General features: G+C 71.0%; 26 protein-coding genes. 11 read left to right on the forward strand and 15 right to left on the reverse strand.

The features are described 5' to 3' along the window. Positions 1–136 precede the first annotated feature (136 nt). Positions 137–1,681 carry an alpha-L-arabinofuranosidase B gene (locus AB0M47_RS21710; protein WP_363416510.1) on the reverse strand — a complete coding sequence of 515 codons (1,545 nt, stop codon included), beginning with the start codon at positions 1,679–1,681 and terminating at the stop codon, positions 137–139. Between the two features lie 218 nt (positions 1,682–1,899). Then, positions 1,900–2,424: a DoxX family membrane protein gene (locus AB0M47_RS21715; RefSeq protein ID WP_363416512.1), complete on the reverse strand. Its 525-nt coding sequence runs from the start codon at positions 2,422–2,424 to the stop codon at positions 1,900–1,902. 152 nt (positions 2,425–2,576) lie between these two features. Here AB0M47_RS21715 and AB0M47_RS21720 point away from each other — a divergent pair, with 152 nt between their 5' ends. Then, the gene (locus AB0M47_RS21720; protein WP_363416515.1) at positions 2,577–2,867 is read left to right on the forward strand and encodes an LPXTG cell wall anchor domain-containing protein; all 291 of its coding nucleotides are present in this window, start codon (positions 2,577–2,579) and stop codon (positions 2,865–2,867) included. Position 2,868: 1 nt separating this feature from the next. Further along, a complete protein-coding gene (locus AB0M47_RS21725) occupies positions 2,869–5,346 on the forward strand; it encodes an ATP-dependent Clp protease ATP-binding subunit (protein ID WP_363416517.1) in 2,478 nt (825 codons plus the stop codon). On the opposite strand, the gene AB0M47_RS21730 is transcribed toward AB0M47_RS21725, so the two are convergent. From AB0M47_RS21730 to AB0M47_RS21750, 5 genes are all read right to left on the reverse strand, one after another. Then, positions 5,306–5,980 (reverse strand): rhomboid family intramembrane serine protease, encoded by a 675-nt coding sequence (locus AB0M47_RS21730; RefSeq protein WP_363416519.1) that lies wholly within the window; start codon positions 5,978–5,980, stop codon positions 5,306–5,308. The two genes, AB0M47_RS21725 and AB0M47_RS21730, sit on opposite strands and share 41 nt — an antisense overlap. Before the next feature lie 8 nt (positions 5,981–5,988). Next, positions 5,989–6,408, reverse strand: coding sequence for a HEAT repeat domain-containing protein (locus tag AB0M47_RS21735; RefSeq protein WP_253762510.1), 420 nt, complete (start codon positions 6,406–6,408; stop codon positions 5,989–5,991). 34 nt (positions 6,409–6,442) lie between these two features. Beyond that, the gene (locus tag AB0M47_RS21740; protein ID WP_363416521.1) at positions 6,443–6,982 is read right to left on the reverse strand and encodes a hypothetical protein; all 540 of its coding nucleotides are present in this window, start codon (positions 6,980–6,982) and stop codon (positions 6,443–6,445) included. 43 nt (positions 6,983–7,025) lie between these two features. Further along, a complete protein-coding gene (locus AB0M47_RS21745) occupies positions 7,026–8,210 on the reverse strand; it encodes a DUF6596 domain-containing protein (protein ID WP_363416633.1) in 1,185 nt (394 codons plus the stop codon). An 88-nt stretch (positions 8,211–8,298) separates the two neighbouring features. After that, on the reverse strand, positions 8,299–8,634 hold the full coding sequence (locus AB0M47_RS21750) for a YciI family protein (RefSeq protein ID WP_253762512.1): 336 nt from the start codon (positions 8,632–8,634) through the stop codon (positions 8,299–8,301). A gap of 366 nt (positions 8,635–9,000) precedes the next feature. Between AB0M47_RS21750 and AB0M47_RS21755 the strand changes: the two genes are divergently transcribed. Next, positions 9,001–11,571: an EAL domain-containing protein gene (locus AB0M47_RS21755; protein WP_363416525.1), complete on the forward strand. Its 2,571-nt coding sequence runs from the start codon at positions 9,001–9,003 to the stop codon at positions 11,569–11,571. Here AB0M47_RS21755 and AB0M47_RS21760 read toward each other — a convergent pair. After that, on the reverse strand, positions 11,538–12,086 hold the full coding sequence (locus AB0M47_RS21760) for a hypothetical protein (protein ID WP_363416528.1): 549 nt from the start codon (positions 12,084–12,086) through the stop codon (positions 11,538–11,540). The genes AB0M47_RS21755 and AB0M47_RS21760 overlap by 34 nt on opposite strands. 86 nt (positions 12,087–12,172) lie before the next feature. Here AB0M47_RS21760 and AB0M47_RS21765 point away from each other — a divergent pair, with 86 nt between their 5' ends. Beyond that, positions 12,173–13,207, forward strand: a complete 1,035-nt coding sequence (locus AB0M47_RS21765) for a hypothetical protein (RefSeq protein WP_363416531.1) — start codon at positions 12,173–12,175, stop codon at positions 13,205–13,207. 70 nt (positions 13,208–13,277) lie between these two features. Here the strand turns inward: AB0M47_RS21765 and AB0M47_RS21770 are convergent, their stop codons facing one another. Continuing rightward, positions 13,278–13,943 carry a TetR/AcrR family transcriptional regulator C-terminal domain-containing protein gene (locus AB0M47_RS21770; protein WP_363416533.1) on the reverse strand — a complete coding sequence of 222 codons (666 nt, stop codon included), beginning with the start codon at positions 13,941–13,943 and terminating at the stop codon, positions 13,278–13,280. A gap of 65 nt (positions 13,944–14,008) precedes the next feature. Between AB0M47_RS21770 and AB0M47_RS21775 the strand changes: the two genes are divergently transcribed. Further along, a complete protein-coding gene (locus AB0M47_RS21775) occupies positions 14,009–14,998 on the forward strand; it encodes a hypothetical protein (RefSeq protein ID WP_363416535.1) in 990 nt (329 codons plus the stop codon). On the opposite strand, the gene AB0M47_RS21780 is transcribed toward AB0M47_RS21775, so the two are convergent. Continuing rightward, positions 14,984–15,346, reverse strand: coding sequence for an MmcQ/YjbR family DNA-binding protein (locus AB0M47_RS21780; RefSeq protein ID WP_253762518.1), 363 nt, complete (start codon positions 15,344–15,346; stop codon positions 14,984–14,986). The two genes, AB0M47_RS21775 and AB0M47_RS21780, sit on opposite strands and share 15 nt — an antisense overlap. Positions 15,347–15,402: 56 nt before the next feature. Here AB0M47_RS21780 and AB0M47_RS21785 point away from each other — a divergent pair, with 56 nt between their 5' ends. Further along, positions 15,403–16,725, forward strand: coding sequence for an FAD-dependent oxidoreductase (locus AB0M47_RS21785; protein ID WP_363416537.1), 1,323 nt, complete (start codon positions 15,403–15,405; stop codon positions 16,723–16,725). Here AB0M47_RS21785 and AB0M47_RS21790 read toward each other — a convergent pair. Next, entirely contained in the window at positions 16,684–17,577 is an 894-nt protein-coding gene (locus tag AB0M47_RS21790) for a LysR family transcriptional regulator (RefSeq protein WP_363416538.1), read from the reverse strand. The two genes, AB0M47_RS21785 and AB0M47_RS21790, sit on opposite strands and share 42 nt — an antisense overlap. A gap of 70 nt (positions 17,578–17,647) precedes the next feature. Between AB0M47_RS21790 and AB0M47_RS21795 the strand changes: the two genes are divergently transcribed. The 3 genes from AB0M47_RS21795 to AB0M47_RS21805 are packed head-to-tail and all read left to right on the forward strand — an operon-like array spanning position 17,648 to position 20,500. Next, positions 17,648–18,562: a DMT family transporter gene (locus tag AB0M47_RS21795; RefSeq protein ID WP_363416541.1), complete on the forward strand. Its 915-nt coding sequence runs from the start codon at positions 17,648–17,650 to the stop codon at positions 18,560–18,562. Continuing rightward, on the forward strand, positions 18,559–19,923 hold the full coding sequence (locus AB0M47_RS21800; RefSeq protein ID WP_363416544.1) for an MFS transporter: 1,365 nt from the start codon (positions 18,559–18,561) through the stop codon (positions 19,921–19,923). The genes AB0M47_RS21795 and AB0M47_RS21800 overlap by 4 nt, the downstream gene beginning before the upstream one ends. Further along, positions 19,865–20,500: a DUF998 domain-containing protein gene (locus AB0M47_RS21805; RefSeq protein WP_363416636.1), complete on the forward strand. Its 636-nt coding sequence runs from the start codon at positions 19,865–19,867 to the stop codon at positions 20,498–20,500. The genes AB0M47_RS21800 and AB0M47_RS21805 overlap by 59 nt, the downstream gene beginning before the upstream one ends. Before the next feature lie 41 nt (positions 20,501–20,541). Here the strand turns inward: AB0M47_RS21805 and AB0M47_RS21810 are convergent, their stop codons facing one another. Genes AB0M47_RS21810 through AB0M47_RS21820 form a run of 3 tightly spaced genes read right to left on the reverse strand, consistent with a single transcriptional unit; the run spans position 20,542 to position 24,362 of the window. After that, positions 20,542–22,068 carry an alkaline phosphatase D family protein gene (locus AB0M47_RS21810; RefSeq protein WP_363416547.1) on the reverse strand — a complete coding sequence of 509 codons (1,527 nt, stop codon included), beginning with the start codon at positions 22,066–22,068 and terminating at the stop codon, positions 20,542–20,544. 10 nt (positions 22,069–22,078) lie between these two features. Continuing rightward, the gene (locus AB0M47_RS21815; RefSeq protein WP_363416550.1) at positions 22,079–23,680 is read right to left on the reverse strand and encodes an MFS transporter; all 1,602 of its coding nucleotides are present in this window, start codon (positions 23,678–23,680) and stop codon (positions 22,079–22,081) included. Then, on the reverse strand, positions 23,670–24,362 hold the full coding sequence (locus tag AB0M47_RS21820; RefSeq protein WP_363416553.1) for an LppX_LprAFG lipoprotein: 693 nt from the start codon (positions 24,360–24,362) through the stop codon (positions 23,670–23,672). The genes AB0M47_RS21815 and AB0M47_RS21820 overlap by 11 nt, the downstream gene beginning before the upstream one ends. Before the next feature lie 48 nt (positions 24,363–24,410). On the opposite strand from AB0M47_RS21820, the gene AB0M47_RS21825 reads away from it, so the two are divergent. Beyond that, on the forward strand, positions 24,411–24,935 hold the full coding sequence (locus AB0M47_RS21825) for a hypothetical protein (protein WP_363416556.1): 525 nt from the start codon (positions 24,411–24,413) through the stop codon (positions 24,933–24,935). A gap of 49 nt (positions 24,936–24,984) precedes the next feature. Here AB0M47_RS21825 and AB0M47_RS21830 read toward each other — a convergent pair whose 3' ends face one another. Beyond that, a complete protein-coding gene (locus tag AB0M47_RS21830) occupies positions 24,985–26,220 on the reverse strand; it encodes a beta-ketoacyl-[acyl-carrier-protein] synthase family protein (protein WP_363416639.1) in 1,236 nt (411 codons plus the stop codon). A gap of 62 nt (positions 26,221–26,282) precedes the next feature. Between AB0M47_RS21830 and AB0M47_RS21835 the strand changes: the two genes are divergently transcribed. Further along, entirely contained in the window at positions 26,283–26,885 is a 603-nt protein-coding gene (locus AB0M47_RS21835; protein WP_363416559.1) for a TetR/AcrR family transcriptional regulator C-terminal domain-containing protein, read from the forward strand. Positions 26,886–26,953 lie beyond the last annotated feature (68 nt).

Here is a 26,953-nt window from a genome sequence, read left to right on the forward strand (position 1 = left end):
CCCACTCCCGCGCCCCCGCCCCCGCCCCCAGTTCTCTCCCCGTTGATCATGGAGTTAACCGTTGTCTCGACGGTGTGTCGACACTGGAAACTCCATGATCAACGGGGAGAGCGGGGGCGGAGGGGAGGGGAGCTAGCTAGGGGGTCCAGGGGGTGGTGGCGACCCAGCTTGAGTCGTCGCCCCACAAGCCGGTGGCGTCGAACGTGTTGGAGCCGCCGTAGCTCGCGATGTAGACGCTGTTGTTGTAGTGGCGGATGTCGCGGTTGGAGAAGTTGTACGACTGGAGCGAGATGCCCTGTCCGTTCACGCCGGCGGTCGGGCAGAACGTGGCGTCGTTGGCGAACAGCAGGCTGCCGTCGTTGGCGTGCATGTACAGCTGGTAGTTCTGGTGCCTCAGGTAACTGCCCGCGGTGTTGCGGGACTCGAAGGAGACGCAGGCGCTGTTGGCCAGGCCGGCCCGGACGATCCAGGTCGCGTTGGCCTTGTCGGTCGCCGAGCTGGACGAGGTCACGACCGAGGTCAGCGTCGTGGCGCCGGAGTGCGAGATGTACCGCGTGGTGCAGCACGCCGTGGTGGCGCGCAGCGAGACGACCGCGCCGTTGGCGGGGCCGACGCGGGCGGCGGTGGCGTACCCGGCCGCGGTGATGTTCGCCTGGACCGAGTTCTCGGTCGCGTCGGAGGGATAGCCCGAGGTCATGACACCCTCGTAGAACGTGCCTGCCGCGCTGACGCTGTTGTCACCGCCGATGCCGAGGATGATCGCGCCTTCCTTCTTCATCGGGTTGTAGCCCGACACGTTCGGGCGTACGCCGTTGTAGAAGGTGGACAGTGAACCGGATTGGGCGTTGCCGCCCCGGATCGACCAATGGTTCGGCTCGCCCTTGACGATCGCCGTCAGGAACCGGTGGCTGATCGACGGGTCGTTCGAGTTGTATCCGGCGTTCACTCCGGAGAACAGGCCGTTCTCCAGGTCGGCCATGATCCAGGGGCCGTTGCCCGTGCCGTAGCCCCAGGCCTTGATGTTGCCGAAGTAGATGGCCTCCATGGTGCCGTTGCCGTTGTCGCGGCTGTTCGTCTCGGCGTTGCCGTAGTCGAAGCAGCACCCGGCGTTGTAGTGCGTGCCGTCGAAGATGGCGTACATCCCCTCAGGCTGGTCGGCCTTGGCGATGCCGTTGGTGGCGTTGTTGCGGTAGCCGGTGCCGGGCGACACGAACACCCCGTACGCCTTGTGCCCGCCGACCATGATGGGCGCCATCGTCGCCGGGGCGAGGTTGTCGTAGCCGCCCGCCGCCGGGCCGCTGAAGCCTCCGGGCGGGGCCTGGGTGAGGTGGTTGCCCCGGCCGGACTGGTCGTAGATCACGGAGATGACGCAGTACGTGCCGGCGCAGAACGAGTCCTGCGGGGCGGAGTTGACGTATCCGCCGGCGCTGAGCAGTCCGATGTTGAGGGTGGCGTTGTCCGAGGAGCGGCGTACCTGGTAGAGCGAGCCGTTGTACGCGCCGTAGAGCGCGCGGGTCGTGCTGTGCGCGGCGACGCAGGGCGTGCCGCCGGTGGCGTAGATGTCGCACGGACCCGTGGTGGCGGCCTGCGAGGTGCCGCCTCCGGTGAGCAGGCTCGCGAGCAGCGCTGCCGCGGCGGTGAGGGCGAGGACGGCGGGACGTGGACGGCCGAATAGGGCCATGGGTGGTGACCTCCTTGCGGGGCGGTGGAGGGCGAACCGTGAGATGGGCTCGGTTCACCCGCGCAAAGGTGGTCGGTCCTGGGGACGGCGGTCCGGCCATGTGAGCGTTAACATAGCCGACCGAAAATGTTCTGGCAACACTTAACTTTTTCGATCGCCGGTCCGGCGCGCGGTAATCCCCACGCTCACCAGGGGCGAGCGCGGGGCGTCCGCCGGGCCTACCAGAGCCAGCGCGCCTTGGCGGTGAGCCGGCGCCACCAAGGCGCGAGGCTGTATCGCAGCCCGGCTCCGGTCACCGCGATGGCGATGATCGCGAACGCGTAGATCAGGTGCTCGTCGAGGAAGGGATTGCTGCTGATCGGCAGGGCGGTGAGCCACATCAGGAAGAGCAGGATCGCGCCCGTGACGGCGGCGATGCGCATGCCGATGCCGAGGATGAGGGCCAGACCGATGCCGCATAGTCCGATCATGAACAGCCAGTCCGCCCAGGCCTTGCCGGCGATGTCGGTGAAGGTGTCGGCGAAGGTCCCTTTGAGGCTGGACAGGTAGCCCTTGGTCGGCGACCCGCCGTTGATCCAGCTCTTCTCGCTGGGGGTGGCCTTGCCGAGGCCGAAGAGCTTGTCCAGGAACGCCCAGAAGAAGATGAACCCGATGGCGATCCGGGTGACGGCGAACATCGCCTCACCGAAGCCCCACGAGCCGACCTGGTCCGCCTGCTCGTTCGGCAGTCGATGTTGACTCATGAGATCAGCGTATGGCGCGTTTTCGGCCTGATTTCCGGATATCCGGGATTCGACACGATCGGTCGGGTTCACCACTAGCGTGGGGACGAGGACGCCGGGACGGCGTCCGTCGATCAGCTACGCGGGTCGATGAGCTACGCGGGGAGTCGGCGATGAAGTCCACGAAGAAGGCAGCCCCCGCCACCGGGCGGGGCAGGAAGATGGCGGTCGCCGGGGTCGCCGCCACCGGGCTGGCGGCCGGAGCGGCGTACCTGGCCTACCGGCGTCGCCGGAACGACGACCACGGCATGCTCGACGAGGAGACCATGCTGGGCATCGCCTCGGCGCCGCCCGCCGGGTCGTCGGGGGCCGCTCAGGCGACACCGGGTGTCGAGGTGAACGCGCCCGAACCGATGACGGAGTCCGTCGCCGAGCTGGCGCACGGCGTGAACGATCCGCAGTGACATGTCGATCGACGGGATGGCCGGGATGACCGGCCGGGGCTTCGACGATCTCATCAATCGGTTCTTCGGCGGCGATCCGTTCGCGGCCCGGCCCGTGCAACGGGTAGATCTGTCGCGACTGCTGTCGGACCAGGCCCGTGAGCTGGTCGAGCTGGCCGCCACCCAGGCCGGGCACTGGGGCTCGCACGAGATGGACGTGACGGACCTGTTGTGGGCGGCGACCCAGCAGGATCCGACGCGACGCCTGCTGAGCACGGCGGGCGCCGATCCCGACCAGCTCGCCGGGCAGATGGCGCAGGCACACGACCACGGCCCGTCCGGCGGCCCGGCGTCGCAGCTGACGCCGGCGGCGAAGCGGGCGCTGCTGGACGCCCACACGCAGTCACGGCAGTCCGGCTCCTCCTACATCGGGCCGGAGCACATCCTGCTGGGCATCGCCGCCAATCCGGACACCCTGGCTGGGCAGGCGCTGCGTACGCTGGTCAGCCCGGCTCCGCCCGGGCAGGCGCCAGGGGCGAAGCCGCCGAGCGAGACCCCGACGCTGGACGAGTACGGGCAGGATCTGACCAGCCGCGCCGAGGCGGGCGAACTGGATCCCGTCGTCGGGCGCGAAGCGGAGATCCAGGACACCATCGAGATCCTCTCTCGGCGTACCAAGAACAATCCGGTCCTGATCGGCGATCCCGGCGTCGGCAAGACCGCGATCGTCGAGGGCATCGCACAGCGCATCGTCAACGGCGACGTTCCGGAGACGCTGTCCGGCAAGCGGGTCGTAGTCCTCGACCTCGCTGGCATGGTGGCGGGCAGCAAGTACCGGGGCGACTTCGAGGAACGCCTGAAGAAGGTCATCGACGAGGTACGCGCGGCCAGCGGTGACGTGATCCTGTTCCTCGACGAGCTGCACACCGTGGTGGGGGCGGGCGCCGGCGGCGAGGGTGCGATGGACGCCGGCAACATGCTCAAGCCGGCCCTGTCCCGAGGCGAACTCCATGTCGTGGGCGCGACGACGCTGGAGGAGTACCGGAAGTACATCGAGAAGGACTCGGCGCTGGAACGGCGGTTCCAGCCGGTCCTGGTTCCGGAGCCGTCCGTCGACGACACGATCGCGATCCTGAAGGGGCTGCGCGACCGCTACGAGGCCCACCACCAGGTACGCATCCTGGACGCGGCGCTGACGGCGGCGGCCGATCTGTCCAACCGCTACATCACCAACCGGTTCCTGCCGGACAAGGCGATCGACCTCATCGACCAGGCCGGAGCCCGCGTACGCCTGAAGTCCCGGATGCCGAAGGCGGACACCCGCGACGCCGAGGAGCAGGTGGCGAAGCTGCAACGGGAGAAGGACGCCGCCGTCCGCAACGAGGAGTACGCCAAGGCGGACCAGATGAAGGCGGCCGTCGCCGACGCCGAGGATCACCTCGCCCGGCTGAAGGGGCAGACCGGGGAGGTGCCTGAGGTCGGCGTGCCGGACATCGCAGACGTCGTGGCTCGGCGTACCGGGATCCCGGTGGCCCAGCTGACCGAGGCCGAACGGGACCGGCTGCTCAAGCTCGAGGAACATCTGCACCAGCGCGTCGTCGGCCAGGACGAGGCGGTGACGGCGGTCGCGGAGGCGGTACGCCGGGCGCGGGCCGGACTGGGCGATCCGAAGCGCCCCGACGGCTCCTTCCTGTTCCTGGGACCGACCGGGGTCGGCAAGACCGAGCTGGCGCGTACGCTCGCCGAGGCGCTCTTCGGCGACGAGGACGGCATGGTCCGCTTCGACATGAGCGAGTTCCAGGAGAAGCACACCGTCAGCCGCCTCGTCGGGGCGCCGCCCGGATACGTCGGCTATGACGACGCCGGGCAGCTGACCGAGGCCGTCCGCCGCCGCCCGTACAGCGTGCTGCTGTTCGACGAGATCGAGAAGGCCCATCCGGACGTCTTCAACATCCTGCTGCAGCTGCTCGACGACGGGCGGCTGACCGACGGCCAGGGGCGTACCGTCGACTTCAGCAACACGGTCGTGGTGATGACAAGCAACATCGGCGCGGACCGCATCCTCGCCGCGCAGACGGCCGGCAAGGACGTAGCCGTGTTGCGCGACGACCTGATGGAGCTGCTGGGGCAGCGGTTCCGGCCGGAGTTCCTGAACCGGATCGACGACGTCATCATCTTCACCGGCTTGACCCAGGCCGACCTGCGCCAGATCACCGAGCTGTTGCTCCAGGGCACGAAACGCCGACTGAAGGCGCAGGACATCACGCTGGAGGTCACGCCGGAAGCGGTCGACTGGCTGGCCGAGCGCGGTCACCAGCCCGAGTACGGCGCGCGGCCGCTACGCCGCGCGCTCCAGCGTGAGCTGGACGGGCCGTTGTCGAAGATGGTCCTGGGGGGTCAGGTGACCGGCGGCGACACGGCCACGGTCGGTGTCGTCGACGGCAAACTCGACTTCCAGGTCACGGCGCCGGAGCGAGCCGAGGAGCCCGCCACAGCGTGACTGCTCCGGCGAGGACGCCGAACAGCAGAGATGCCCCGTGATGGTCCTGCCTCACCAGCAGGACCAGACCGGCCAGCGGCACCAGGACGGCCAGAATCCCGGTGCCGCGGCCGGTCCTCCTCAGTGCGACGAAGGCCGCCACCAGCACGATCATCCCGATCATCGTGGCGACCCAGTCGCCGAGCAGCGTGCCCGTCAGCGCTACCGCGTACAGCGCCGTGAGGTAGCCGGTGTTCGTCGGCAGCGTCACCCGGTTCAGCACGGCCGCCGCGGCCAGCCCGCCCACCAGGCCGCAGACCGCGACGGAGTTCCCGCCGCCAGGCGGCTCCCACGCGTACCCGAGCGCCTGGCCGAGCAGGCCCGCGCCGAAGTAGAGCACCGCCCAGCGCCATCGGCCCAGGCCGGCCTCGACGAGGTAGCCGAAGCCGGCAAGAGTGAGCAGATTGAACACCAGCTGCGTCCAGCCGTCGGCCTGCACGAGCAACGCCGAGAACAGCCGCCACCAGCCGCCCACCGAGAACCCGGCCGGATCACGCGCGAGCGCCCTCAGCACGTCGCCATCGAGCGCGGACCACAAACTGACGGCGGCCGTGCCGGCGAAGACGACGACGGTCAACCAAGGGAACCTCTTCACACCCAAGATCATGCCTGAGCCGAGATCAGCCTCGCGACCGCGCGCTCGGCGGCGGCGCGTACGCGGGGAACGGGGTCGTCGCGCAGCTCGGCCACGGCCGGACCGGCCTCCGCCACCAGATGCCTCGCCACGACCTTGGCCGCCATTTCGCGTACGCGCCAAGCCTCGTCGCCGAACGCGCCGACGACGGCGTTCGTGGCGCTGTCGTCCCAGGACCAGAGCAGCCCTCGCATGGCCCACACCCGGAACCAGTACGTGTCCTCGTGCTCCGCGCCGTCGAAATACTTGTCGGCGCCGCGCCCGGCGACCGACCGGAGCAGCCGCAGATCCGTCTCGCCGCGCAGCAGCGCCAGGCAGTCGGCGAGCACCGCCGCCTTGCCCCGGCGGCGGCACTCCCACTCGATCTGCTCACGCGGCGTCAGGTCCACGCCGCCGAATATGCCAGACGGGTCCGACAGGCGCTTATACGCTGGACGCGGCCGCCGCGGACGACCGGTTGCCCCGGGCCACCAGCCGCAACGCCTGTGCGATCGCGACCGCTTCCAGCGCTGACATCACGGGGGCGAGCACCTCGAAGGCGTACGAGTCGGGGCGGAAACTGAACGTGCCCGTGGTCGGCATGATCCGGCCGACGAGGCCATGCTGGCCGTAGAACTCGAACTTCCGGTCCGACCAGACGCTGACCTGCCGCACCGTCAACTGGCCGCCGGCCGCCAGAATCAGCTCGGCCCCGTTGAACGGCCGCCAAGCGCCGGGACTCAGCTGGACGACCCGGCGACCGTCGAGCGTACGCACCGGATACCGCCGCCGGAACACGCCCTCGGGGCGGCACTCGGCCACGATCGACCCGGCCGGGTCGGTGATCTCGAAACGCTGCGTCCAGGTGTGCCACACGATCCCGGCGATCGGCCGGCCGTCGGGCAGCAGGACTGGCGTACTGGTGTTGAGGAACTCCTTGTCGGGGAGGTAGAGCGTCCCGCTGAACGGGGCGAACAACGTCATGACCCGACGGTAACCCCGCCCTGCAACAGCCCGCGGAGGCCGGCTAGTCGGGTAGGGCGGCGAGGCGGCCTTCGAGGAATGAGCGCTCGATGGCGTTCTCGGTCAGCATGAGCGCCTCGGTGAACGCCAGCCGCGCCTCGACGATCCGGCCGAGGCGTTCGAGGAACTCGGCGCGGGCCACCGCCAAGTATGAGTACCGGGCGAGTTGGGGTTCAGTGCTCAGCTCGTCGAGCGCGTGCAGCCCGGCGAGGGGGCCGTGGGCGAAGCCGACGGCGACGGCGCGGTTGAGGGCGACGACGGGAGAGGTCCAGGTCGCCATCAGGAGGTCGTAGAGGCCGACGAGTTCCGCCCAATCGGTCGCCGCCCAGCTCGGGGCTTCGCTGTGGACGGCGGCGATGGCGGCCATCAGGGCGTACTTGCTCGGTGGCCGGCTGCTCAGCGCCTCGCGTACCAGTCGAGTGCCTTCGGAGATGGCTCGGCGGTCCCAGAGTGAGCGGTCCTGATCCCCGAGCAGGACCATCCGGCCGTGACCATCGGTACGCGCGCCGGTTCGCGCGTCGGTGAGCAGGATGAGCGCGAGCAGCGCGGCGACGCCGGGCTCGCGCGGCAGGAGTTCGCGCAGCATGCGGGCCAGGTCGAGGGAGCGTTGGACCAGATCGGCCCGGATCAGGTCGGCACCGGACGGTGCGGTGTGGCCGGTCGTGTAGAGCAAGTGGACGACGGACAGGACGGCCTCGACGCGGTCCGGCAGATCGGCGGAAGACGGTACGCGGTAAGGGATTCGCGCGTTCGCGATCTTCTTCTTGGCCCGGGTGATGCGGGCGGCCATCGTCGGCTCGCTGACCAGGAAGGCCCGGGCGACCTCGGCGGTGGTGAGCCCGCAGAGAAGCCGGAGAGTGAGCGCGATCTGCGCCTCGACCGCAAGCCCGGGGTGGCAGCAGGTGAAGATCAGCCGCAGGCGGTCGTCGGGGATGTCCGGAGTGTCCAATGTGCTCTCCGGCCCGGGTAGCGCCGGATCGTCGAGCAGCAGCGGGAGATGACGGCGTGCGGTCTGATCGCGGCGCAACAGATCGAGGGCGCGATTACGGGCGGCGGTCGTCAGCCACGCGCCCGCCCGGTCCGGAATGCCCGTCGCCGGCCACGCCGACAAGGCACTCGCGTACGCGTCCTGCACGCACTCCTCGGCGAGGTCGAGATCACGGGTAACGCGCACCGTCGCGGCGAGCACGAAGGCCCACTCGCGACGGTGCGCGTCGGCGACCGCGGCCGCGACCTCGGCCGGAGCCGGCATCCGGAGCGCGGTCACGGGGTACGGCCTACTCGAATTCCATGACCGGGCGGACCTCGACGCCGCCGTCGGGCATCGGGCAGTCCTTCGCGATGGCGATCGCCTCGTCGAGGTCGGCCGCCTGGATGAGGTAGTACCCGCCCAGCGCTTCCTTGATCTCGGCGAACGGCCCGTCGGTGATGGTGCCGTCGGCGCGGATGCTGGTGGCGGTCTTGGTGGACTGCAGCGCCTCGCCGCCGACGATGGCCGAGCCGTGCTTGGCCGAGAACGCGTTGTGGGCGGCCATCATGGCGTCGAGGTCGGCCGGCGAGGGATTCTCCCACGGCTGCTCGTCGCCGTGGATGAGGATGAGGTACTTGGCCATGGTCGTGGCCCTTCCGCTCAGTGACCTGGGAATCAGGTCGTTCGTCAACTCCGACGCACGAGAATCGCCGGAATCGACAGTACGCCCGGCGGTTCCGCGGGCTTTTTTCCGCCCAGATCATGGATAAGCCTGCGATCTTGGACCAAGATCGCAGGTATAACCGTGATCTGCTGCCAACGGAACGCCCGCGCGAGAGGCGGGCGCCAACGGCCCGCGCGACAGGCGGGCGCCAACAGAACGCCGGCCAAGGAAGGGGGCGAAATGTCGTATTTGCGGCTACAGCGAGAACCCTCGCTATCGTTGGGCGGACGTTGATATCGTTTCTCATCCGCCGCGCCGTGAGCCTTCCCGCAGGGGGGTGTGCCCATGCCCCATAAGTCTCCGACGCAGGCCTGGAGCTTTTTCCTGGCGGGCGGGCTCGTCGCCGCAGCGCTCTATGCGTTCGTCCCGAACCCGGTCGTCAGCGGGCTTGCGTTCAGCGCGGTCGGCATCGGAGCCGGCTACGCGATAATCCTCGGCATCCGCCGCTACCGGCCGCTTCCGGCCTGGCCCTGGCGGCTGCTGTCGGCCGCCTGTTTCCTGTTCCTGGCCGGGGCGTTGCTGCGTACCATGCTGGACCAGCATTCGGGCCTCGGCGGGGTGCTGCCCGACTGTTTCACCATCCCGGGCTACCTGTGCATGTTCCTGGCACTCGGCGGCTTCCTGCGGGCCCGCGTCGGCGACAAGCGGCACGCGGTCATCGACGGTCTGCTCATCGGCGTCGGCGTGACCGTCTTGTTCGTCATGTTCTTCACTGTGCCGGCGGTCTCGATCACCGGCCGCCAGGCTGCCGTCTCGGCGCTGGCCGGGGTCTATCCGCTGCTCGACGGCATCCTCGTGCTGCTCGTGATGAACCTGGCCTTCGCGACCCGGCGCGGTCCCGCGTTCAGCATGCTGCTCGGGTGCATGGCGCTGCTGCTGACCGGCGACGTCGCGTACGCGATCATCGGCACCGAGGGGGAGCTGGTCGGCTCGCCGCTGCTGGACCTGCCGTTCCTGCTGGGTTTCACGCTCATCGGCGCCTCCGGGCTGCACCCGTCGATGGCCGACATCGGCCGGCAGGCGAGCCTGCCCATCCAGGCCTGGTCCGCCCGCCGCCTGATCTTGATCGCGCCGGCGCTCGCCGTCCCGTTCGTCCTCGCCGTCCTGATCGAGAAGCCGACGACGTTCGACCGCCTACTGCTGGCCGTCGGCGGGGCCGCCATCGTCGTCCTGCTGCTGGCGCGGGCAGTCTCCGCCGTACGCGGGTACGCCGCCGCCCAGCACCGCTACGAGTACCAGGCGACCCACGACTCCCTGACCGGCCTGGCGAACCGCTCGCTCTGGTTCACCGGGGTCCGCCAGATGCTGGCCCAGCCGGTCGACGGCCAGGAGGTCTGGGTGTATTTCCTGGACCTGGACGGCTTCAAGTACGTCAACGACTCCCGGGGCCACATGGCCGGGGACCAGGTCATCGCCGAGGTGGCCGGGCGGTTGCGCGCCTGTGCCCCGGCGGCGGCCCAGATCGCCCGGGTCGGCGGCGACGAGTTCGTGGTGGCGTACCGGGCGACCCGGGAGGACGCGCTGACGCTGGCCGAGGTGATCCTGCAGACGATGCGGCAGACCCTGCGGATGCCGGGTGCCGACGTCGTGGTGAGCGTCTCGATCGGCATCTCCAGCTCGACCAGGACCGCCGGTCACACGGCCGGCGAAGCCGGCTTCGTGAGCCGGGAGACGGCCGCCGAGGCCGCTCGCGACATGGCCGAGCCGACCACCGAGAACGGCGAGCCCACCGCCAAGGCCGCCAAGAACGGCGAGCCGACGACGGCCGCCGCAGAGGCTGAGGCCGCCAACAATGCTGAGGCTGCCAAGAAGGGCGAGCCCGCCCACAAGAAGGGCAAGGCCGGCCGGAACCCGGCTGAGCACGGTGAGGCCGTCCGCCGGTTCGGCGAGGACGGCGTACCGGAGATCGAGACCGCCGGGCCGATCGTCAGCGCCGAGGATCTGCTGCGCGACGCGGACACGGCGATGTACGAGGCGAAGGCGAACGGTCGCGACGGCTGGGTCATCTTCGACCCGGTGATGCGCGACCGCGTACGCGAGCGCATCGACATCGACCTGGCGCTGCGGGAGGCCATGGCGCTCGGCCAGCTGCATCTGGCCTTCCAGCCGGTGGCGCACATGCCGACCGGCCGGATCGTCGGCGCCGAGGCGCTGCTGCGCTGGACGCATCCGGAGCGCGGTCTGATCGGGCCCGCGACGTTCATTCCGGTCGCCGAGGAGTCCGGGCTGATCATCGACATCGGCCGCTGGGTCATGCACGAGTCGCTGTGGCAGCTGGCGCAGTGGCGGGCCGAGGGCGTGGTCGCCGAGCGGTTCTGGCTGTCGATCAACGTCTCGCCCCGGCAGTTGCGCGACGCCCGCTTGCCGGGGGAACTGGGCGCGGCGCTGCGGGAGTACGGCCTGCCGCCCACGGCGGTCGTGATCGAGCTGACCGAGTCGGTCATGATCGAGCCGTCCAACGCGATCGATCAGACCATGCAAGCGCTTCGGGACCTGGGCGTCAGCCTGGTCGTCGACGACTTCGGCACCGGCTTCTCCGCCCTGGGCTATCTGCGGAACTTCCCGGTCACCGGGGTGAAGATCGACAAGTCGTTCGTGGTCGGGCTCGGGCACAACCCCGAGGACGAGGCGATCGTCCGGGCGGTCGCGGCGATGAGCGAGGCGTTGCAGCTCAGCGTGGTGGCCGAAGGCGTGCAGGACGAGGGGCAGCGGGAACTGCTGTCCCGGATCGGCGTCACCTACGGCCAGGGCTGGCTCTGGGGCCACGCCGTGAGCGCCGGTGACTTCGCGCGACGCTGGTCGGTCGCGCCGCCAGTGCGGATTCAGGCCGGCGCGTCGAGGCTGAACGCCCAGTAGGTCTGCACGTCGATCTCCTCGGTCACCATCGCCGGCGTCAGGTCCTTGAGCGTGCGCGTGATCGCGCCGGCCAGCCCCAGGGAGATGTTGACGCCGCAGATGTCGAGCGCGGCGACCCCGCCCGAGGCGTGGATCGGTCGCCACATCTGAGTGATGACCGCTTCGAAGATGCCGCTGTGCCGGTACTCCGGATGGATCGCGAAGAAGCCGAGGTACCAGATCTGCTTCTTGGCGAACTGGTCGGGCCACCGTGCGGCGAAATACTCCGGGGACAGCCAGGTGAGCGCGTCCAGCGCGTTGGTGAACGTCGCCAGCGCCACCACCCGGTCGATGGCCGGATCGACCGCGTAGTGCTTTTCGATCCTTTTGTCCAACATGACCACGTCGAATTCATGCCGATACATGACATTTCGCTCGACCGTGGCCGCCCGGAGCTCGTCGAAGGCAGCCGAGTACGTCGCCCAAGCCTGGTCGAGCCGAGGCTGCTCCAGCTCCTCCGTCATTTCGTAACGCATCGTCACCTCCACTGGTCTGTGCTCCAACTTAACCGTTGCCGGGAATGCGCGGGGTACCGCTCCCAAAGCGGAGCAGACTGGTGAGTATGAACGCCGCCGTCTGGGCCGGTCTGTTCTGCCTGGTCGCCTCGTGCGGCCAGCTCTTGGTGCCGTCCCGGGTGTACGACCGGCCCACCGACCTCGTCCTCGGTCTGCCGGTCGTCCCGGTGGTGGTCCTCGGCTTCTCGGCCACCCTGTTCACGACCGGGGTGATCCTGCTCGGCGAGGGGATCTGCCGCCGCCTGGGCGCGCCGTCGCTGTGGACGCTCGCGGTCGCCGATCCGGCCCGCTTCGCCCGCGTCCTGCTCGCCGGAGCGGCGGCGGGCCTGGCCATGGAGCTGGTGGCGGAGTGGCTCGGCCGGCTGTGGATCTATCCATACTGGACTGTCTGGCTCTACGCGCTGATCGTGGTGCCCGGCTTCGCCTTCTACTGGCTGTCCATCGTGGAGAGTTATCTGGCGGTTAAGGCCGTCCTCGACCGGATCGCACGCCCGTCACGCTCCGTGGTCCTACGCCGGTCCGCAGGACTCTTCCTTCTCGGGGGCTCCGCACTCCTCGTGGCGCTCCTGCTCTACCTCCACTGGTACGCACAAGGCTACGTCCTGGCCGTCCAGCACCCAGTCGGCCACGCGCCCCCGTTCTGGTACGCCCTCATCGCGTTCCTGGGCGTGTGGGCGACCGCCGAAGCGCTGCTGTCCCGGTGGGGCCGGCCGTCGCTGCTCGGCTCGCTCCGGCGCGGCTACTGGACGCCGCTGATCGCGATCGCCGGGGCGTCGGCGGTCTTCGGCGTGCTGATGGAGCTGCAGAACGCCGTGCACCGGCATTGGGCGTACCAGAACTGGCCGGGCGGTTGGGTGGCCGGAGTTCCGGCAGCCGTGCTGGCGGCCTGGCCGCTCCAGTACGCCACCTTCCTCGTGCTGCCCCTGCTGCTGGCCCCCGAACTGTCCGCCCTCTTCTTCACCCACCCCACCCCCACCCCTCGCCCCCTGCACCCCCTCTCCGGCCCCCTCCCCCGCCCCCTCTCCGTTGATCATGGAGTTAACCGTGGTCTCGACGGTGTGTCGGAGCCGGAAACTCCATGATCAACGGGGTGAGCGATCAACGGGGTGAGCGATCAGCGACCGAGCGATCAGCGACGCGAAGGGCGAGCGATCACCGACGCGGTGCGGCGGGCGCGGTGAGGCGGGTGGCGATGCCGTCCAGGACCACGTCGAGCCCGCCCATGAAGGTGTCGGCCGGGCCCAGCTCGGCGAACGCCCGCGCGAGCGTCGGGTACGCCCCGCCGCCGACCGCCGTGGCGAGGTACCGCTGAACGTCGGGGGAGTCCGGCGCCCCCGCCTCCTGGGCCAGCGCCCCGGTGACGTACCCGATGAACGCGGTGCACGCCGCTGCCGCGGTCGCCGGGTCGGGGGCACGGTCGTAGAGCGCCGACCAGACCCGTTCGACCAGTCGCAGGCCGTTGGGGCCGTATGGCGAGCGCGTGCCGAACAGGGTGATCACCCACGGGTGTCCGGTGGCGATCGAGCGCAGTTCCCGGGCCACCTTGCGCAGCGCGGGGCGCCACACCGTCCGGGGACCGGGCAGCTCGACCAGCCCGTACGCCCAGTCGGCCAGCAGGTCCAGCAGGTCGTCCTTGGTCGCCAGGTACGTGTAGAGCCGCATCGGCAGCACGTCCAGGTCGGCCGCCACCCGGCGCAGGGTGACCGAGTCGAGTCCGTCGCGATCGGCGAGCGCGACCGCGGTCGCCACGATCAGGTCGCGGTCGAGCGGAACGCTGCGGCGGCGCTCGGCGACCGGCCGCTCCCACACCAGAGCCATGCGATACAGTGTATCGTAGTGATACGCTGTATCAAATTCTGCGTATCAGTGTTGGGGAGGTCGGGATGCGCACCCGAGGCATGAACTACGACGTCGGAGCCGAGATGATCGCCGGCCGGCTGTCCCGGCCGACATTCGACGCGGCGACCGCCCGCGCCGAGCTGACCGCGATCGCCACCGACCTGCACTGTGACGCCGTCCGCATCTCCGGTGAAGACCCGGACCGGCTGGCCGTCGCCGCCCGGATCGCCCATGAGCTGGGGTTGGCCGTCTACCTGTCGCCGGTGCGGGGCAACCTGCGCGAGGCCGAGGCGCTGGCGTACGTGGGGGAGACGGCGGCGCTGGCCGAACAGCTGCGCACCAGCGGCGAGGTCGTGTTCGTAGCCGGGCTGGAGGCGACCCTGTTCCAGCACGGCTTCTTCCCCGGCGAGACCACTCTCGACCGGATCACGCTCGCGTCTCGCCCGGTCCGGCTGCTGCTGGGCATGCTGCGGACCGGCGATCCGCACAAGCGGCTCAACGCGTACCTGGCCAAGGCGGTCGCCGTGACCAGGGAGCGGTTCGGCGGGCCGGTCACCTACGCCGCCGGCTCGTGGGAGCGGGTCGACTGGACGCCGTTCGACATCGTCGGGATCAACCTCTACCGCAGCGCGAAGAACCGGACGAAGTATCGGCAGCTGCTGCGCGATTGCGCACGGCCCGGCAAGCCGGTGGTGCTGACCGAGTTCGGCTGCTGCACCTACCGGGGTGCGGCGGATCGGGGCGGGATGGGCTGGGCGGCGATCGACCGGTCGGCGACGCCGGCTCGGCTCGCCGACGGGATCGTGCGGGACGAGGCGGAGCAGGCCACCGAGCTGGCCGAGCTGCTGGCGATCTACCGCGAGGAGCCGATCGACGGGGCCTTCGTCTTCACCTGGGCCAGCTACCTCTACCCGTGGGACGACCGGCCCGAGCACAACCTGGACACGGCCGGCTACGGCATGGTCGCCGTGCATCCCGACGGGACGTGGCGGCCCAAGGAGGCGTACGCCGTGCTCGCGTCAGCGCCCGTCTAGTTTCGCCACCAGGGACTTGGGTGCGATCACGCGGTACGCGTCCTCGGCGATCTCGGCCAGCTCGTCCCAGGCGATCTCGCCGTCGAGGCGTACGCCGACCCAGCCCCGATGGCCGACGTAGGGCGGCCGGAAGTAGCGGTCCGGGTTGATCGCGATCAGCTCCTGCTGCGCGCCCAGCGGCGCGGCCGCCCACAGGTGCGGGAAGTCGTCGTCGTGGTGCCCGTCCGCCCACAGCGTGGCGATCGACTTCTTGTCCCGGACGAACCAGGTCGGGGCGCCGTGGCTGGGCCGCTCCGTCACCTCCGGAAACGCCAGGAAGATGGCGCGTACGCGGTCGACGAGGTCCATCCGCCCAGCATAGTCGCAGTCCATCTCGGACGGTCGATCCCTGATACGGTGAGGCCGTGTCGTTCGCGGAGGAGCACGCCGTCGTCATCGGAGCGGGGGTGGCGGGGCTCGCCGCCGCCCAGGCGCTCGCCGGCCGGTTCGGCCGAGTCACCCTCATCGAGCGGGACACCCTGCCCGGCGAGCCGCAGACCCGCCGCGGCGTACCACAGGGCAGTCATGGGCACGTGCTCCTCGCCGCTGGTCAGGCGGCGCTGACCGAGCTGTTCCCGGGGTTCGCCGACGCGCTCGTGGCGGCCGGGGCGGTGCCTTTCGATCCCGGTCTTGACCTTCGGATGCACCGGTTCGGCGCGCTGTGGCCGCGGGTCGCCAGCGGGCTGCGGCTGGTCTCGTTCAGCCGTCCGCTGCTGGAGCAGACGCTCCGGGACCGCCTGCTGCCCAACGTCGAGGTCCGTGACGGCGTGGCGGTGTCCGGGCTGACCGGCTCGGGCCGGGTCGACGGCGTACGCCTGGATACCGGCGAGGTGCTGACGGCGTCGCTGGTGGCCGACTGCTCCGGCCGGGGTTCCCGGTCCGACCGGTGGCTCGGCGACCTGGGCTTCCCGAGCCCGGAGCCGGCCGAGGTGAAGGTCGGCGTCGGGTACGCCACCCGCGTCTACCCCCGCAAGCCGGACGACGTCACCGACGGCGAGGCTGTCTTCGCGTTCCCGATGCCGCCGCACGCCAACCTCACCGGGCTGCTGCTGCCGATCGAGGGCGACCGGTGGCTCGTCATGGCCGGGGCCTGGCATGGTGCGTACCCCCGGGACGAGGAAGGGTTCGCCCGGCACCTGGCGGCGATGCCCCATCCGGCCTTCGCCGACCTGGCGAGCCGGGCCGAGCCGCTGTCGGAGGTGTTCGTGCACGCCTTCCCGGCCAGCCGGCGCCGGTACTTCGAGAAGCTGGACCGGCACCCGGCCGGCTACGTCACGCTCGGCGAGGCGTTGTGCAGCTTCAACCCGATCTACGGCCAGGGCATGACCTGCGCCGCGCTGGAAGCCGTCGAGCTGGGCTCGCTGCTGGACAAACACGGTTCCGTCTCCGCTCGCCTGGCCACGGAGTACTACCGGCGGGCGGCCGGGATCCTCGCGGTGCCGTGGCGGTTCGCCGCCGGGGGCGACTTCGCGTTTCCCGAGACGACCGGCCCGAAGCCGCCGCTCATCGACCTGCTGAACCGCTACTCCAAGCGGATGCTGCTCGCCGCCATGCGCGACGCCGAGGTCCGGGTCACCTTCAACCGCGTACAACATCTGGTGCTGCCGCCGAGCGTGCTGTTCAAGCCGCGCATGGTCTGGAAGGTCCTACGCGCCACGCGCCGTGTCGCGCAGCGCCCCCAGCAGTAGCTCGATCGCGGGCTGGCCGAGCGACGAGCGGCGGACCGCGGCGTAGACCGCGCGGACCGGCTGCGGCGTCCGCAGCCGCAGCACCGCCACCCCCGGATCGCGCCGCCGCAGTCCCATCTCCGGGATGAGCGCGATGCCGAGCCCGGCCGCGACGAACCCCTGCGCGGTGGCGTAGTCCTCGCTCGGCACGGCGAATTCCGGGACGAACCCGGCCGCCGCGCAGCCCGTCAGCATCGCGTCGAGGCACGGCCCCGGCGGCTCACTGCCCACGAACCGCTCGCCCGCCACCGTCGCCAGCTCCGCGACTCGCTGCGCGGCCAGCCGGTGGTCCTTCGGCACGACCAAGTGGTACGCGTCGTCGAGCAGATGCACCAGGTGTACGCCGTCCGGCACGTCGCCGGGCCGCCCGACGACGACCGCCAGGTCGGCCTGCCCCTGAGCCACCTCGGGCAGCGGATCGCCGGGGTCGGACAGGCGCAGATCCAGCCCGATGCCGGGCCGATCGCGGTGCAGCCGGGCGACGGCCGGCGCCACCAGACCCGCCCCGGCGGTGGCGAAATAGCGTACGGACAGTCGCCCGCCACGTCCGGCGCGCAGCTCGGCCAGCTCCATCTCGGCCGCCGCGACCTGCTGATCGATCGCGCTCGCCCGCTCGGTGAGCAGCCGACCGGCCGCCGTCGGGCGTACGCCTCGGCCGATCCGTTCCAGCAGCGCGATCCCAGCCTGCCGCTCCAGCGCGGCGACCTGCTGACTCACCGCCGACGGGGTGTAACCGAGCCGGGTCGCGGCGGCCGTCACCGAACCGCTGTCGACCACCTCGCGGAGGATCTGCATGCGGCGTACGTCGAGCATGTAGCTCAGCTTAACAGTAGTCGCGAAAGCTTTACTTGTTCTTCCGGGTCGGCCGCGCGACCGTGAAGTCATGGTCAAAACCGCCCGCATCCTGGTCCTCGCCGTGCTCTGGGGATCAGGCTTTCTCTGGATCAAGCTCGCCCTCCGCGGCGGGCTCACCCCGGCGCAGCTCACCTTCGGCCGGGCGGCGGCCGGCGCGGCCTTCCTGCTCGTCCTGGCGCTGCTCGCCCGGCAGCGGCTGCCCCGCGACGCGGTGACCTGGCGACGGCTGGGCCTGGCCGCGCTGCTGTGCAACGCGCTGCCCTTCTTCCTGTTCGGTTTCGGCGAGCGCACCGTCTCGTCGGGCACCGCCGGCGTCCTGAACGCGACGACGCCCCTGTGGTCGGTGCTGCTGGGACTGCTGCTCGGCAGCGAACGAGGACTGCGGCCGGTGCGGCTGACCGGGCTGCTGCTCGGCTTCGGCGGCGTACTGGTGATCTTCGAGCCGTGGCGGGACGGGGGACTGCGTACCTGGGGCGCGGTCGCGTTGCTCGGGGCGGCGGCCAGCTATGCCGTCGCGTTCGCGTACATGGAGCGGCGGCTGACCGGCCGGGCCGCGCCGCTCGCGTTGTCCGCCGCCCAACTCGGGACGGCCGCGGTGTGGACGGTTCCGGCACTGCCGTTCGGCGACCCCGGTACGCCCACCCTCGCGGGCCTGGCCGCCGTGGTCGTCCTCGGGGTGTTCGCCACCGGACTGACCTTCCACCTGAGCTTCCGGCTCATCGCCGACGAAGGCGCCACCAGCGCCGCCACCGTGGGCTACCTGTTGCCGGTCGTCTCGGTGACGCTCGGCGCGGTGTTCCTGGGCGAGCCGCTGACTCCCCGGGTCCTGCTGGGGATGGCAGTGGTCCTCGGCGGCGTCGCCCTGACTCGGCTCGCACCGCGGCCCGCTCCGGCCGCACCTTCGCCGGTGGCGTCGTCGGCCACGACGGCGGCGACCGAGTGAGCGTCTGGCGGGTCCGGGATTTCCGGGTCTTCTTCACAGCTACCTCGTTCAGCCAGCTCGGCGTCAACGCGGGATACGTGGCCGCGCCGACCCTGGCCGTAACCGCCCTGGACGCGACGACGGCGCAGGTCGGCCTGCTCGCGACGCTCAGCACGGTGGCGTTTCTGCTCATCGGGCTGCCGTCGGGCGCGTGGGTGGACCGGCTGAACGCCCGCCGGGTGCTGGTCGCGGCCGACCTGATCCGGGCCGTGCTCATCGGCTCCGTCCCGGTGGCCTGGTGGCTCGGCGGTCTCACCCTCGCCCAGTTGTACGCGGTCGTGCTGATCAACGGGTGCGCCACCGTGTTCTTCGACGTCGGATCGCAGAGTGTGCTGCCCCGCTTGGTGGGCCGGGAGAACCTGATCCCGGCCAACGCGGCGGTGGTCACCCTCATCTCCGGCGCGACCGTCGCCGGCCGGGGCGCCGGCGGGGCACTCGTCCAACTGCTCACCGCGCCGATCGCGCTCGCGTACGCCGCCGCGGCGCACCTGGCCTCGGCGATCCGGCTGGCGACGTTCCACATCAGACCGAGCGCGGAGCCGTCAACTAGCGGCGGCTCCCTGCGGAGCCAGGTCGCCGAAGGACTCCGGCACGTCCTCGGCGACCGGACCCTGCGTGCACTGGCGGCCACGGCGGCGCTGAGCAACCTCGGCTCGCAGCTCATCAACACGGTGCTGCCCATCGTCGTGGTCCGCGACCTGGGCCTGCCGGCTGGAGCGCTCGGCGGCTTCTGGGCGGTCGGCGGCGTCGGGCTGCTGATCGGCGCGCGCCTCGCCCGGCCGATCGCGGCCCGGCTGGGCGACGGACCGACGCTGGCGTACGCCGGGCTCATCCTCGCCCCGGCCGCGCTCGCGGTCCCGCTACTCGACCGGGGACCGGCCGGGGGATGGTCCGTGGTCGGCTGGCTCCTCGCGATGGGGAAGATCGGTCTCGACAACGTCCTCGGCGTCAGCATCCGCCAGCGGCGTACGCCGGACCGGCTGCTCGGCCGGATGAACGCCACCTTCCGGTTCCTGCTGACCGGGGCGCTGGCGATCGGGGCGGCCCTCGCCGGCCTCGTGGGCCAGCTCGCGGGCGTACGCGCCACGATGTGGGCCGGTGGCGTACTGCTCGCCATCGCCTTCGTTCCCGTCTTCGTCTCCCCGTTGCGCCGGGCCACTGCCGACGGCGACACGCGCCTATCCTTTGCGCGTGGACAGTCGGACGGTTCGGTGGAGTGCCTGGGCGGGCCTGCTGGCGCAACTGGTCTTCGTAGCGAGCTGGCTGCTCGCGGCGTTGTGGCAGGGGCCTCGGTACGACGTGCTCGCACACACGATCAGTGACATGTACGCCGTCGGCGCCCCGCACGGCGTGCTCCTGGTGATCGTCCTGACGGCGTGCGGGCTGGCGACCGTCCTGTTCGGGCTGCTCGCGCTGCGTCCCGCGCTGGCCGCCGCCGGGAGCTGGGGCACGGTCGCCTCGATCCTGGTGACGCTGTCCATCTACGGGCTCGGCGACCTGCTGTCGCCGTTCGAGCGGGAGGCCTGCCGGCTGGCCGATCCGGGCTGCACCGGTGCCGATCAGGTGGCCAATCTGGGCGGCGCGCTCGACTCGATCCTCAGCAGCGCCGGGATCTTCATCTTCGTCGCGGCGCTGTTCGTCACCGCCTCGGCGATGCGGCGTACGCCGGGCTGGGAGCGCCTCGTCCGGCCGACCTGGCTGACCGGCGTCGGCTTCATCGTCTTGCTGCTCGGGCTGGTCGTCGCGAGCGAAACCGCCATCGGCGGACTGCTGGAACGTCTCCTGGCCGCCACCGGCGCAGCGTGGCTGGCAATGGTCGCCTGGCACATCGTGCGCGGCACCGCCGGTGCGGAGGAAAGCGCCGCCCGCGATGAGGAAACCACCGCGGGCGACGCCTGAACAACACCGGATCCGGCTGACTCAGGCCGGATCCGGCTGAATCAGACTGGGGCGTCCAGAGTGGTCGACCACAGCGAGGTACCGGAGCCATCCCGCAGGCGGACGGTCAGCGCGCCGGAGCGGCCGTCGATGTCGACCTCGCCGAAGTGCTGGTACGCCGGGTCCAGCGGCGAGGTGTTGGCGGCCGGCGGGGCGTGCACGAAGACCGCCTCCGGGCCGAACGTGCCGTCGAGCTTGTTCGGGCCGAACGCACCCGCGTTGGCCGGGCCGGAGACGAACTCCCAGAACGGGGCGAAGTCGCCGACCGCGGCGCGCGCCGGGTCGTAGTGGTGCGCCGCGGTGTAGTGCACGTCGGCGGTCAGGAAGACGATGCCCGTCACCCCTCGCCGGTACGCCGTCCGCAGCACCTCGGCGAACTCCAGCTCCCGGCCCTTGGGTACGCCGTTGTCGCCCTGGGCCACGCCCTCCAGGTTCGCCCCATCCGGGACGACCAGGCCGAGCGGCAGGTCGTTGGCGATGATCTTCCAGGTCGCCTTCGACCGGGTCAGCCCGTCGATCAGCCACTTCTTCTGAGCTTCGCCGAGCAGGCCGCGCGCCGGATCGGCGTACACGTTGGCGTCGTTCGGGTCCTTGTAGGTGCGCATGTCGAGGACGAACACGTCGGCGTGCGGCCCGTAGGAGAAGCTGCGGTAGACCTCGCCGGACGCGATCGGCACCCACTCGAAGAACGCCTGCCGGGCGCGCGCGGCGAGCACGTCGACGTTCTTCTCGGCGTACCGGGCGTCGTCGAGGATCTGGCCGGGGAACCAGTTGTTGCGGACCTCGTGGTCGTCCCACTGGTTGATCTGCGGCACCCGGGCGGCGAACCGCTTCAGGTTGTCGTCGAGCAGGTTGTACGCGAACTGACCTCGGTACTCCGTCAGCGTCTCGGCGACCTTGCTCTTCTCCGCCGTGACGACGTTTCGCCAGATGCGTCCGTCGGGGAGCGCCACGCTGTCGGTGAGTGGGCCGTCGGAGTACACGGTGTCGCCGCTGCACAGGTAGAAGTCGGGGTTCAGCCGGTCCATGGCGTCGAAGATCCGCATGCCGCCCAGGTCGGGGTTGATGCCCCAGCCTTGGCCGGCGATGTCGCCCGTCCAGACGAAGCGGACGCCCGAATGACGGCCGACCGGCGCCGTGCTCAGCTCTCCCGCCACCGCCTCGCCGCACCTGCCGTGGGCGTCCAGCGACTCTGCGCGTACCCGATAGAAGACGCGACGGCCCGGCGGCAGATCGCGGAGGGCGACCCGGCCGGTGAAGTCGGTCTCGGGAGTGACCACCGGGCCGCGGACCAGGCGGGCCCCGCGGAAGTCCGGCCGGAGCGAGACCTCGACGAGCAGCCGGCTGGGCCGGTCGGCGCGGCTCCAGACGAGGGCGGACGTGGCGCGCGGCTCGCCGCTCTGGACGCCGTGGGTGAGCAGGGGACGGCCGCTGGCGGCGAACGCGGGGGCGCCCTGGATCAGCGCGCCCCCGGTGACGATGCCGCCGGTCGCGGCGAGCCCGCCGCGGAGAAGTGTTCTGCGATCCATGCCGCCTGGTCTAACGGTCTGCGGTGACCTCCAGGCGACGCCGGTCTGAACTGTCGCCGCCGAGCAGCAGGCCGCCGATTGCACCGACCACGCAGATCACCGCGGTCGCGAGGAAGATCTCGCGGTACTCGGTCTGCAAGGCCGCCCGCAAGGCCTGCTCGTACGCGGTCATCTGCCGTTGGAAGTCCTCTTCGGACACTCCGAACGGCAGCGGGGTGTTCAACGTGGCGGTGAGTTCCCGGAACCGGTGGAATCCCCACGCGGACAGGGCGGCGACGCCGAGGAGCATGCCGATCATCCGCGCGACCACGAGCGCGGCCGAGGCGACACCTCGTTGCGCGGCCGGGACGACCCGGAGGACGACCGCCGACAACGGCGCGATGACCAGGCCGAGGCTCAGCCCGGCGAGTACGAGGTCGGTGTCCACCCTGGGCAGACCGAGCGGGTGGCGGGCGGTGAGCGCGTCGGCCGGCCACCCCGCGATCAACAGGTACGCCCCCGCGCTGAGCAGCAGCCCGAGAACGGTCAGCACCCGTTCGCCGGCGAACCGCAGCAGCAGACCGCCGAGGACCGCGCCGACCGGCAGCGCCACGAGGAAGCGGGTGAGCAGGAGAGTGCCGTCCCACGCCGACTTGCCGAACACGGTCTGCGCGACCAATTGCACGTCGACCAGGGTCACCAGCAGCGCCGCACCCGCGCAGAGGCTGGCCAGCAGCGACCCGAAGAACGGCGTACGCCGCACGCCCGTGAGGTCGACGAGCATCACGTTCGCCCGGGACTCCCAGACGGCGAACCCGATCAACGCCAGCACACCCGCGCCGAGGGTGGGCAGGCCCCACGACGGGAGCACCTGGTGCTCCGGTTCGGGGTTGTAGAGACCCGCCACGAGCAGGCCCAAGGCGATCGCGAGCAGGACGCCGCCCACGACGTCGACCCTCGGCCGCTCCGTTGTCCGGTCTCCGGCGGGCGCGTCGTCTTGGGCGGACAGAGTGCTGTCGCGGGCGGGCAGCGCGTCGTGATGGTTGGGCAGGGCGCTGTCGCGGGCGGGCAGGGCGAACCAGACCGCCAGCGCGCACAGCGCCGCCAGCGGCAGGTTGAGCCAGAAGATGCCACGCCAGCCCAGCCAGCCACCGACCGCCGCACCGAACAGCGGTCCGAGCACCGCACCCAGTTCCTGTGCGGCCCCGACCCAGCCGAGCGCGGCGGCGCGGCGGCGGTCGCCGAAGACGTCCGCCGCCAGCGCCATCGTCACCGGCAGCAGGGCGCCGCCGGCCAGGCCCTGCAGGCCCCGGCCGGCGACGAGCTGGACGATCCCGGTCGCCGAGGCGGTCGCGACCGACCCGAGGGCGAACGCCCCCAGGCAGGCCAGGATGACCACACGGCGGCCGTACCGGTCGGACAGCCGGCCGAGCAGCGGCATCCCGGCCACGTAACCGAGCAGGTATCCGGTGATGACCGGGGTCGCCCGCTCGAGGTGGTTGATCGGGATGTCGAGATCGGTGACGACCGCGGTCAGCAGCGAGACCAGCACGTACGCGTCGAGCGCGCCGAGCAGGACGGCCAGGCCGCCGGCTCCCAGCGTCAGCCGGGGGCGTACGAGCTCAGGGGGCACTGATGGTCACGGGGGCGTCGTAGTTGGAGAACGTGACGTTGATCGTGCCGCCCGGCTTGCCGCCCGAGGCCGGCACCGTGAACTGGCCCTTGGTGACCTGCTTGGTGGCCGAGTCGATCCAGACGGCGGCGGTGATGCCGGTGACCTTGGTCGGGACGACGGCCTGCAACGCGGTCGCGTCGGGCTCGAAGGTCACCTTGTACGCGTTGCCCTCCTGGGCCGTGGTCTGCGGGTTCTTCGCGACCTTCAGCAGGTTGGCCACGCCCCGGGTCGGGTCGAGGATCGCCGACGGGTCGTAGACGGTGGCGGCGAACGACAGCGGCACCTTGGTGAAGCCGCCCGTCGGGCCCTTGAGGTACGCGTCCTGGCCGACGATGACGAACTCGGTCTCGACCTTCAGCCCGCTCTGGGTGAGGGTGGCCGTGCCCTTGGCGTTGCCCTCGCGGGTCAGGTCGCCCTCGGCCTTGCTGATCGACAGGTTCTCGATGTCGCCGTCGACGCTGAGGGTGAAGTGGGCCGTCTTCACGGTCGCCATCGCCACCGCCGCCTCGGTGAGCAGGGTCGCGCCGTTGGGCAGCGTGCTCGCCGACGGGGTCGGCGTCGGGTCGTCCTTCTTCGAGCATCCACTGACGACGATCGCGAGCAAAGACAGCGCGGCTACCGCGCGGAGTGTCCGTGACATGGGGAGCATGCTAGTGAATGCGGGCAAGGTGCTCATAGGCTGCTCGTTGTGATCGGGTACGCACGCCGCGAGTTCCAGTTGATGCTGCTGCGCCGGATGGCGGATCTGCGGCCTGACCTGGTCGAGGAGGCCTATCCGCGGTTGGGTGCGACCCGGCGGGAGTACCTGGACGCGCACACCCGATGGCAGCGGATGCTGCGCTCGCGTACGGCTCCGCAGGGGCTCCAGCTGTTGCGGGCGGTGCTCGGCCCGTCCGACGCCGCGCGGCTGATCAGCGTCGGCGACGCCGAGGTCACGGCACACCTGTGGCATTTCGGCGGGCTGTGGCCGGACCTGTCGTGGGAGGCGATCACCGGTCACGAGGGTTTCGTGCTCCGCGGTCAGCTCGTGCGTACCGGCCCGCCCGAGCCGCCGCCGATCGAACCGTGGCGCAGCGTCATCGGCGACGTCCTCGCCGCTCACCCGGACGCGCGCCAGGTCGATCCGCAGACGGCCGCGCACTGGCTGGTGGAGACCGGCGATGCCGGCTACCGCTTCGTGCACGGGCTGTTGCAGACGGTCACCCCGAACTGAGCAGCCGTCCCGCCGCGCCGGCGGCCCGTGAGGTGGTGTCGGTGATCCGTCACGCCGGGGTGAACAGGAGCGACACGTTCTGGCCGCCGAAGCCGAACGAGTTGCAGATCGCCGCGCCGACGGTCATCTCGCGCGGTGATCCGGTCACGACGTCCAGGGGGACGTCGGCCGCCTTCTCCGTCAGGTTGAGCGTCGCCGGAATGACGCCGTGCGCCACCGACAGCAGCGTGATGATCGCCTCGACCGCGCCCGCCGCGCCGACCAGGTGGCCCAGGCTCGACTTCGGGGCGGTGAGCACGGGCTTGTCGCCCAGCGCCGCCCGGATCGCGACCGCTTCGTAAACGTCGCCCACCACCGTCGACGTGGCGTGGCAGTTCACGTGATCCACATCGGAGGGCTCCAGGCCGCCGTCGCGCACGGCCTTGCGGATCGCCCGGATCTGGCCCGCGCCGGTCGGGTCGGGGCCGGTGATGTGGTGCGCGTCCGCGGTGATGCCGAACCCGGCCAGGCGGCCCAGCACACGAGCTCCGCGCGCCGCGGCGAAGTCGGCCCGCTCCAGAATCATCGCGCCCGCGCCCTCACCCAGCACGAACCCGTCCCGGTCCACGTCGAAGGGGCGCGAGGCCCGCGCGGGGTCGTCATTTCGCTTCGAGAGGGTACGCGCTTGGGCGAACCCGGCGATGGTCAACGGGTTGATGGCCGCCTCGGCGCCGCCGGCGATCACGACGTCGGCCTCATCCTCGCGGATCAACCGGGCGCCCAAGGCGAGCGCCTCGGCTCCGGAGGCGCAGGCGGACACGGTCGTGTAGACGCCCGCGCGGGCGCCGTACTCCAGGCTCACCCAGGCGGCCGGGCCGTTGGGCATCAGCATCGGCACCGTCAACGGTGAGATCCGGCCGGGCCCCTTCTCCTCCAGCAGGTCGTCCATGCCGAGGAGGGTGCCGACGCCGCCGATGCCGGTGCCGATCACGACGGCGAGGCGTACCGGGTCGACCTCGGGCCGGCCGGCGTCCTCCCAGGCCTGCTGGGACGCGACCAGGGCGGCCTGCTGACACCGGTCCATCCGGCGGGCCTGCACCCGGGGCAGGACGCCGTCGGGGGAGACCGCCATCGGCGCGGCGATGCGGGTCGGCATCTCGTCGCCGAACGGCACGCCTTCGAGCAGGTCGTCGATGCGGCGTACGCCGGAGTCGCCGGCGAGCAGGCCGGCCCAGAGCCCGGCCACGTCACCGGCCAGTGGAGTGGTGGCGCCGAGCCCGGTGACGACGACGTCCTGCGCGTTCATGGTGGTGGCCTCCCGAACGGGTTGGGTTGCGTCGCGATAGTTGTATCGCATACAACTATCGCATGTCCACCGCGAACCGGCCGCCCGAGGTCACCGAACCGCCCCGAGCCCGAGGCCGGCGTACGCGGGCGCAGATCTTGGAACGGGCCGCCGACCTGTTCGCCGCCCGTGGCGGCGACGCGGTGAGCGTGGCGGAGATCGCGGCAGCGGCCGGCGCCCACCCGAACCAGATCACCTACTACTTCACCTCCAAAGACGGCCTGTTCGTCCACGCCGCCTTCCTCCTGCTGCTGCGGGACGCGGCCCGGCTGGAGCCGCTCGGCCGCCGCCAACGCACGCCGGAGTCCTTTCGCATCGTCCTGGCCAGGGCGGCGTTGGCGCTGCCCACGGTGCCGCTCGCAGTGCAGGCGATGTCGATCGCCGGCCGCCGCCCGGAACTGCGCGCCGTAGCCCAGCACAACTTGGCGATCCTGTTCCGGCAGGCCGAGCGCTATCTCACCGGCGTACTGTCCCGGCGCGGCTGGGTGGTCGACCGCACCCCGGAAGCCGAGACACGCACCTTCTGGAGCACCGTGCTGGGCGCGCGGCTCGTCTCCGAGTCCGGCTTCGGCGGCCGCTCCGACGACATCGACCTCGCCGGCGTCCTGACGATCCGGCTCCCCTGATGCCACCGATTCCGCTGCTCCATTGCGGGGCACCGGGGAGAGCAGGCGGAAGCGAGGAGCGACTCGGC

Origin of the sequence: Hamadaea sp. NPDC051192 (genome assembly GCF_040682475.1) — a bacterium.
Taxonomy (GTDB): domain Bacteria; phylum Actinomycetota; class Actinomycetes; order Mycobacteriales; family Micromonosporaceae; genus Hamadaea; species Hamadaea flava.

Bases quoted from the DNA above. Each gene is read 5' to 3' on its own strand.
- AB0M47_RS21710 (WP_363416510.1), bottom strand. From the start codon at position 1,681: ATGGCCCTATTCGGCCGTCCACGTCCCGCCGTCCTCGCCCTCACCGCC.
- AB0M47_RS21715 (WP_363416512.1), bottom strand. From the start codon at position 2,424: ATGAGTCAACATCGACTGCCGAACGAGCAGGCGGACCAGGTCGGCTCG.
- AB0M47_RS21720 (WP_363416515.1), top strand. From the start codon at position 2,577: ATGAAGTCCACGAAGAAGGCAGCCCCCGCCACCGGGCGGGGCAGGAAG.
- AB0M47_RS21725 (WP_363416517.1), top strand. From the start codon at position 2,869: ATGTCGATCGACGGGATGGCCGGGATGACCGGCCGGGGCTTCGACGAT.
- AB0M47_RS21740 (WP_363416521.1), bottom strand. From the start codon at position 6,982: ATGACGTTGTTCGCCCCGTTCAGCGGGACGCTCTACCTCCCCGACAAG.
- AB0M47_RS21750 (WP_253762512.1), bottom strand. From the start codon at position 8,634: ATGGCCAAGTACCTCATCCTCATCCACGGCGACGAGCAGCCGTGGGAG.
- AB0M47_RS21755 (WP_363416525.1), top strand. From the start codon at position 9,001: ATGCCCCATAAGTCTCCGACGCAGGCCTGGAGCTTTTTCCTGGCGGGC.
- AB0M47_RS21760 (WP_363416528.1), bottom strand. From the start codon at position 12,086: ATGCGTTACGAAATGACGGAGGAGCTGGAGCAGCCTCGGCTCGACCAG.
- AB0M47_RS21765 (WP_363416531.1), top strand. From the start codon at position 12,173: ATGAACGCCGCCGTCTGGGCCGGTCTGTTCTGCCTGGTCGCCTCGTGC.
- AB0M47_RS21770 (WP_363416533.1), bottom strand. From the start codon at position 13,943: ATGGCTCTGGTGTGGGAGCGGCCGGTCGCCGAGCGCCGCCGCAGCGTT.
- AB0M47_RS21775 (WP_363416535.1), top strand. From the start codon at position 14,009: ATGCGCACCCGAGGCATGAACTACGACGTCGGAGCCGAGATGATCGCC.
- AB0M47_RS21780 (WP_253762518.1), bottom strand. From the start codon at position 15,346: ATGGACCTCGTCGACCGCGTACGCGCCATCTTCCTGGCGTTTCCGGAG.
- AB0M47_RS21790 (WP_363416538.1), bottom strand. From the start codon at position 17,577: ATGCTCGACGTACGCCGCATGCAGATCCTCCGCGAGGTGGTCGACAGC.
- AB0M47_RS21795 (WP_363416541.1), top strand. From the start codon at position 17,648: ATGGTCAAAACCGCCCGCATCCTGGTCCTCGCCGTGCTCTGGGGATCA.
- AB0M47_RS21810 (WP_363416547.1), bottom strand. From the start codon at position 22,068: ATGGATCGCAGAACACTTCTCCGCGGCGGGCTCGCCGCGACCGGCGGC.
- AB0M47_RS21820 (WP_363416553.1), bottom strand. From the start codon at position 24,362: ATGTCACGGACACTCCGCGCGGTAGCCGCGCTGTCTTTGCTCGCGATC.
- AB0M47_RS21830 (WP_363416639.1), bottom strand. From the start codon at position 26,220: ATGAACGCGCAGGACGTCGTCGTCACCGGGCTCGGCGCCACCACTCCA.
- AB0M47_RS21835 (WP_363416559.1), top strand. From the start codon at position 26,283: ATGTCCACCGCGAACCGGCCGCCCGAGGTCACCGAACCGCCCCGAGCC.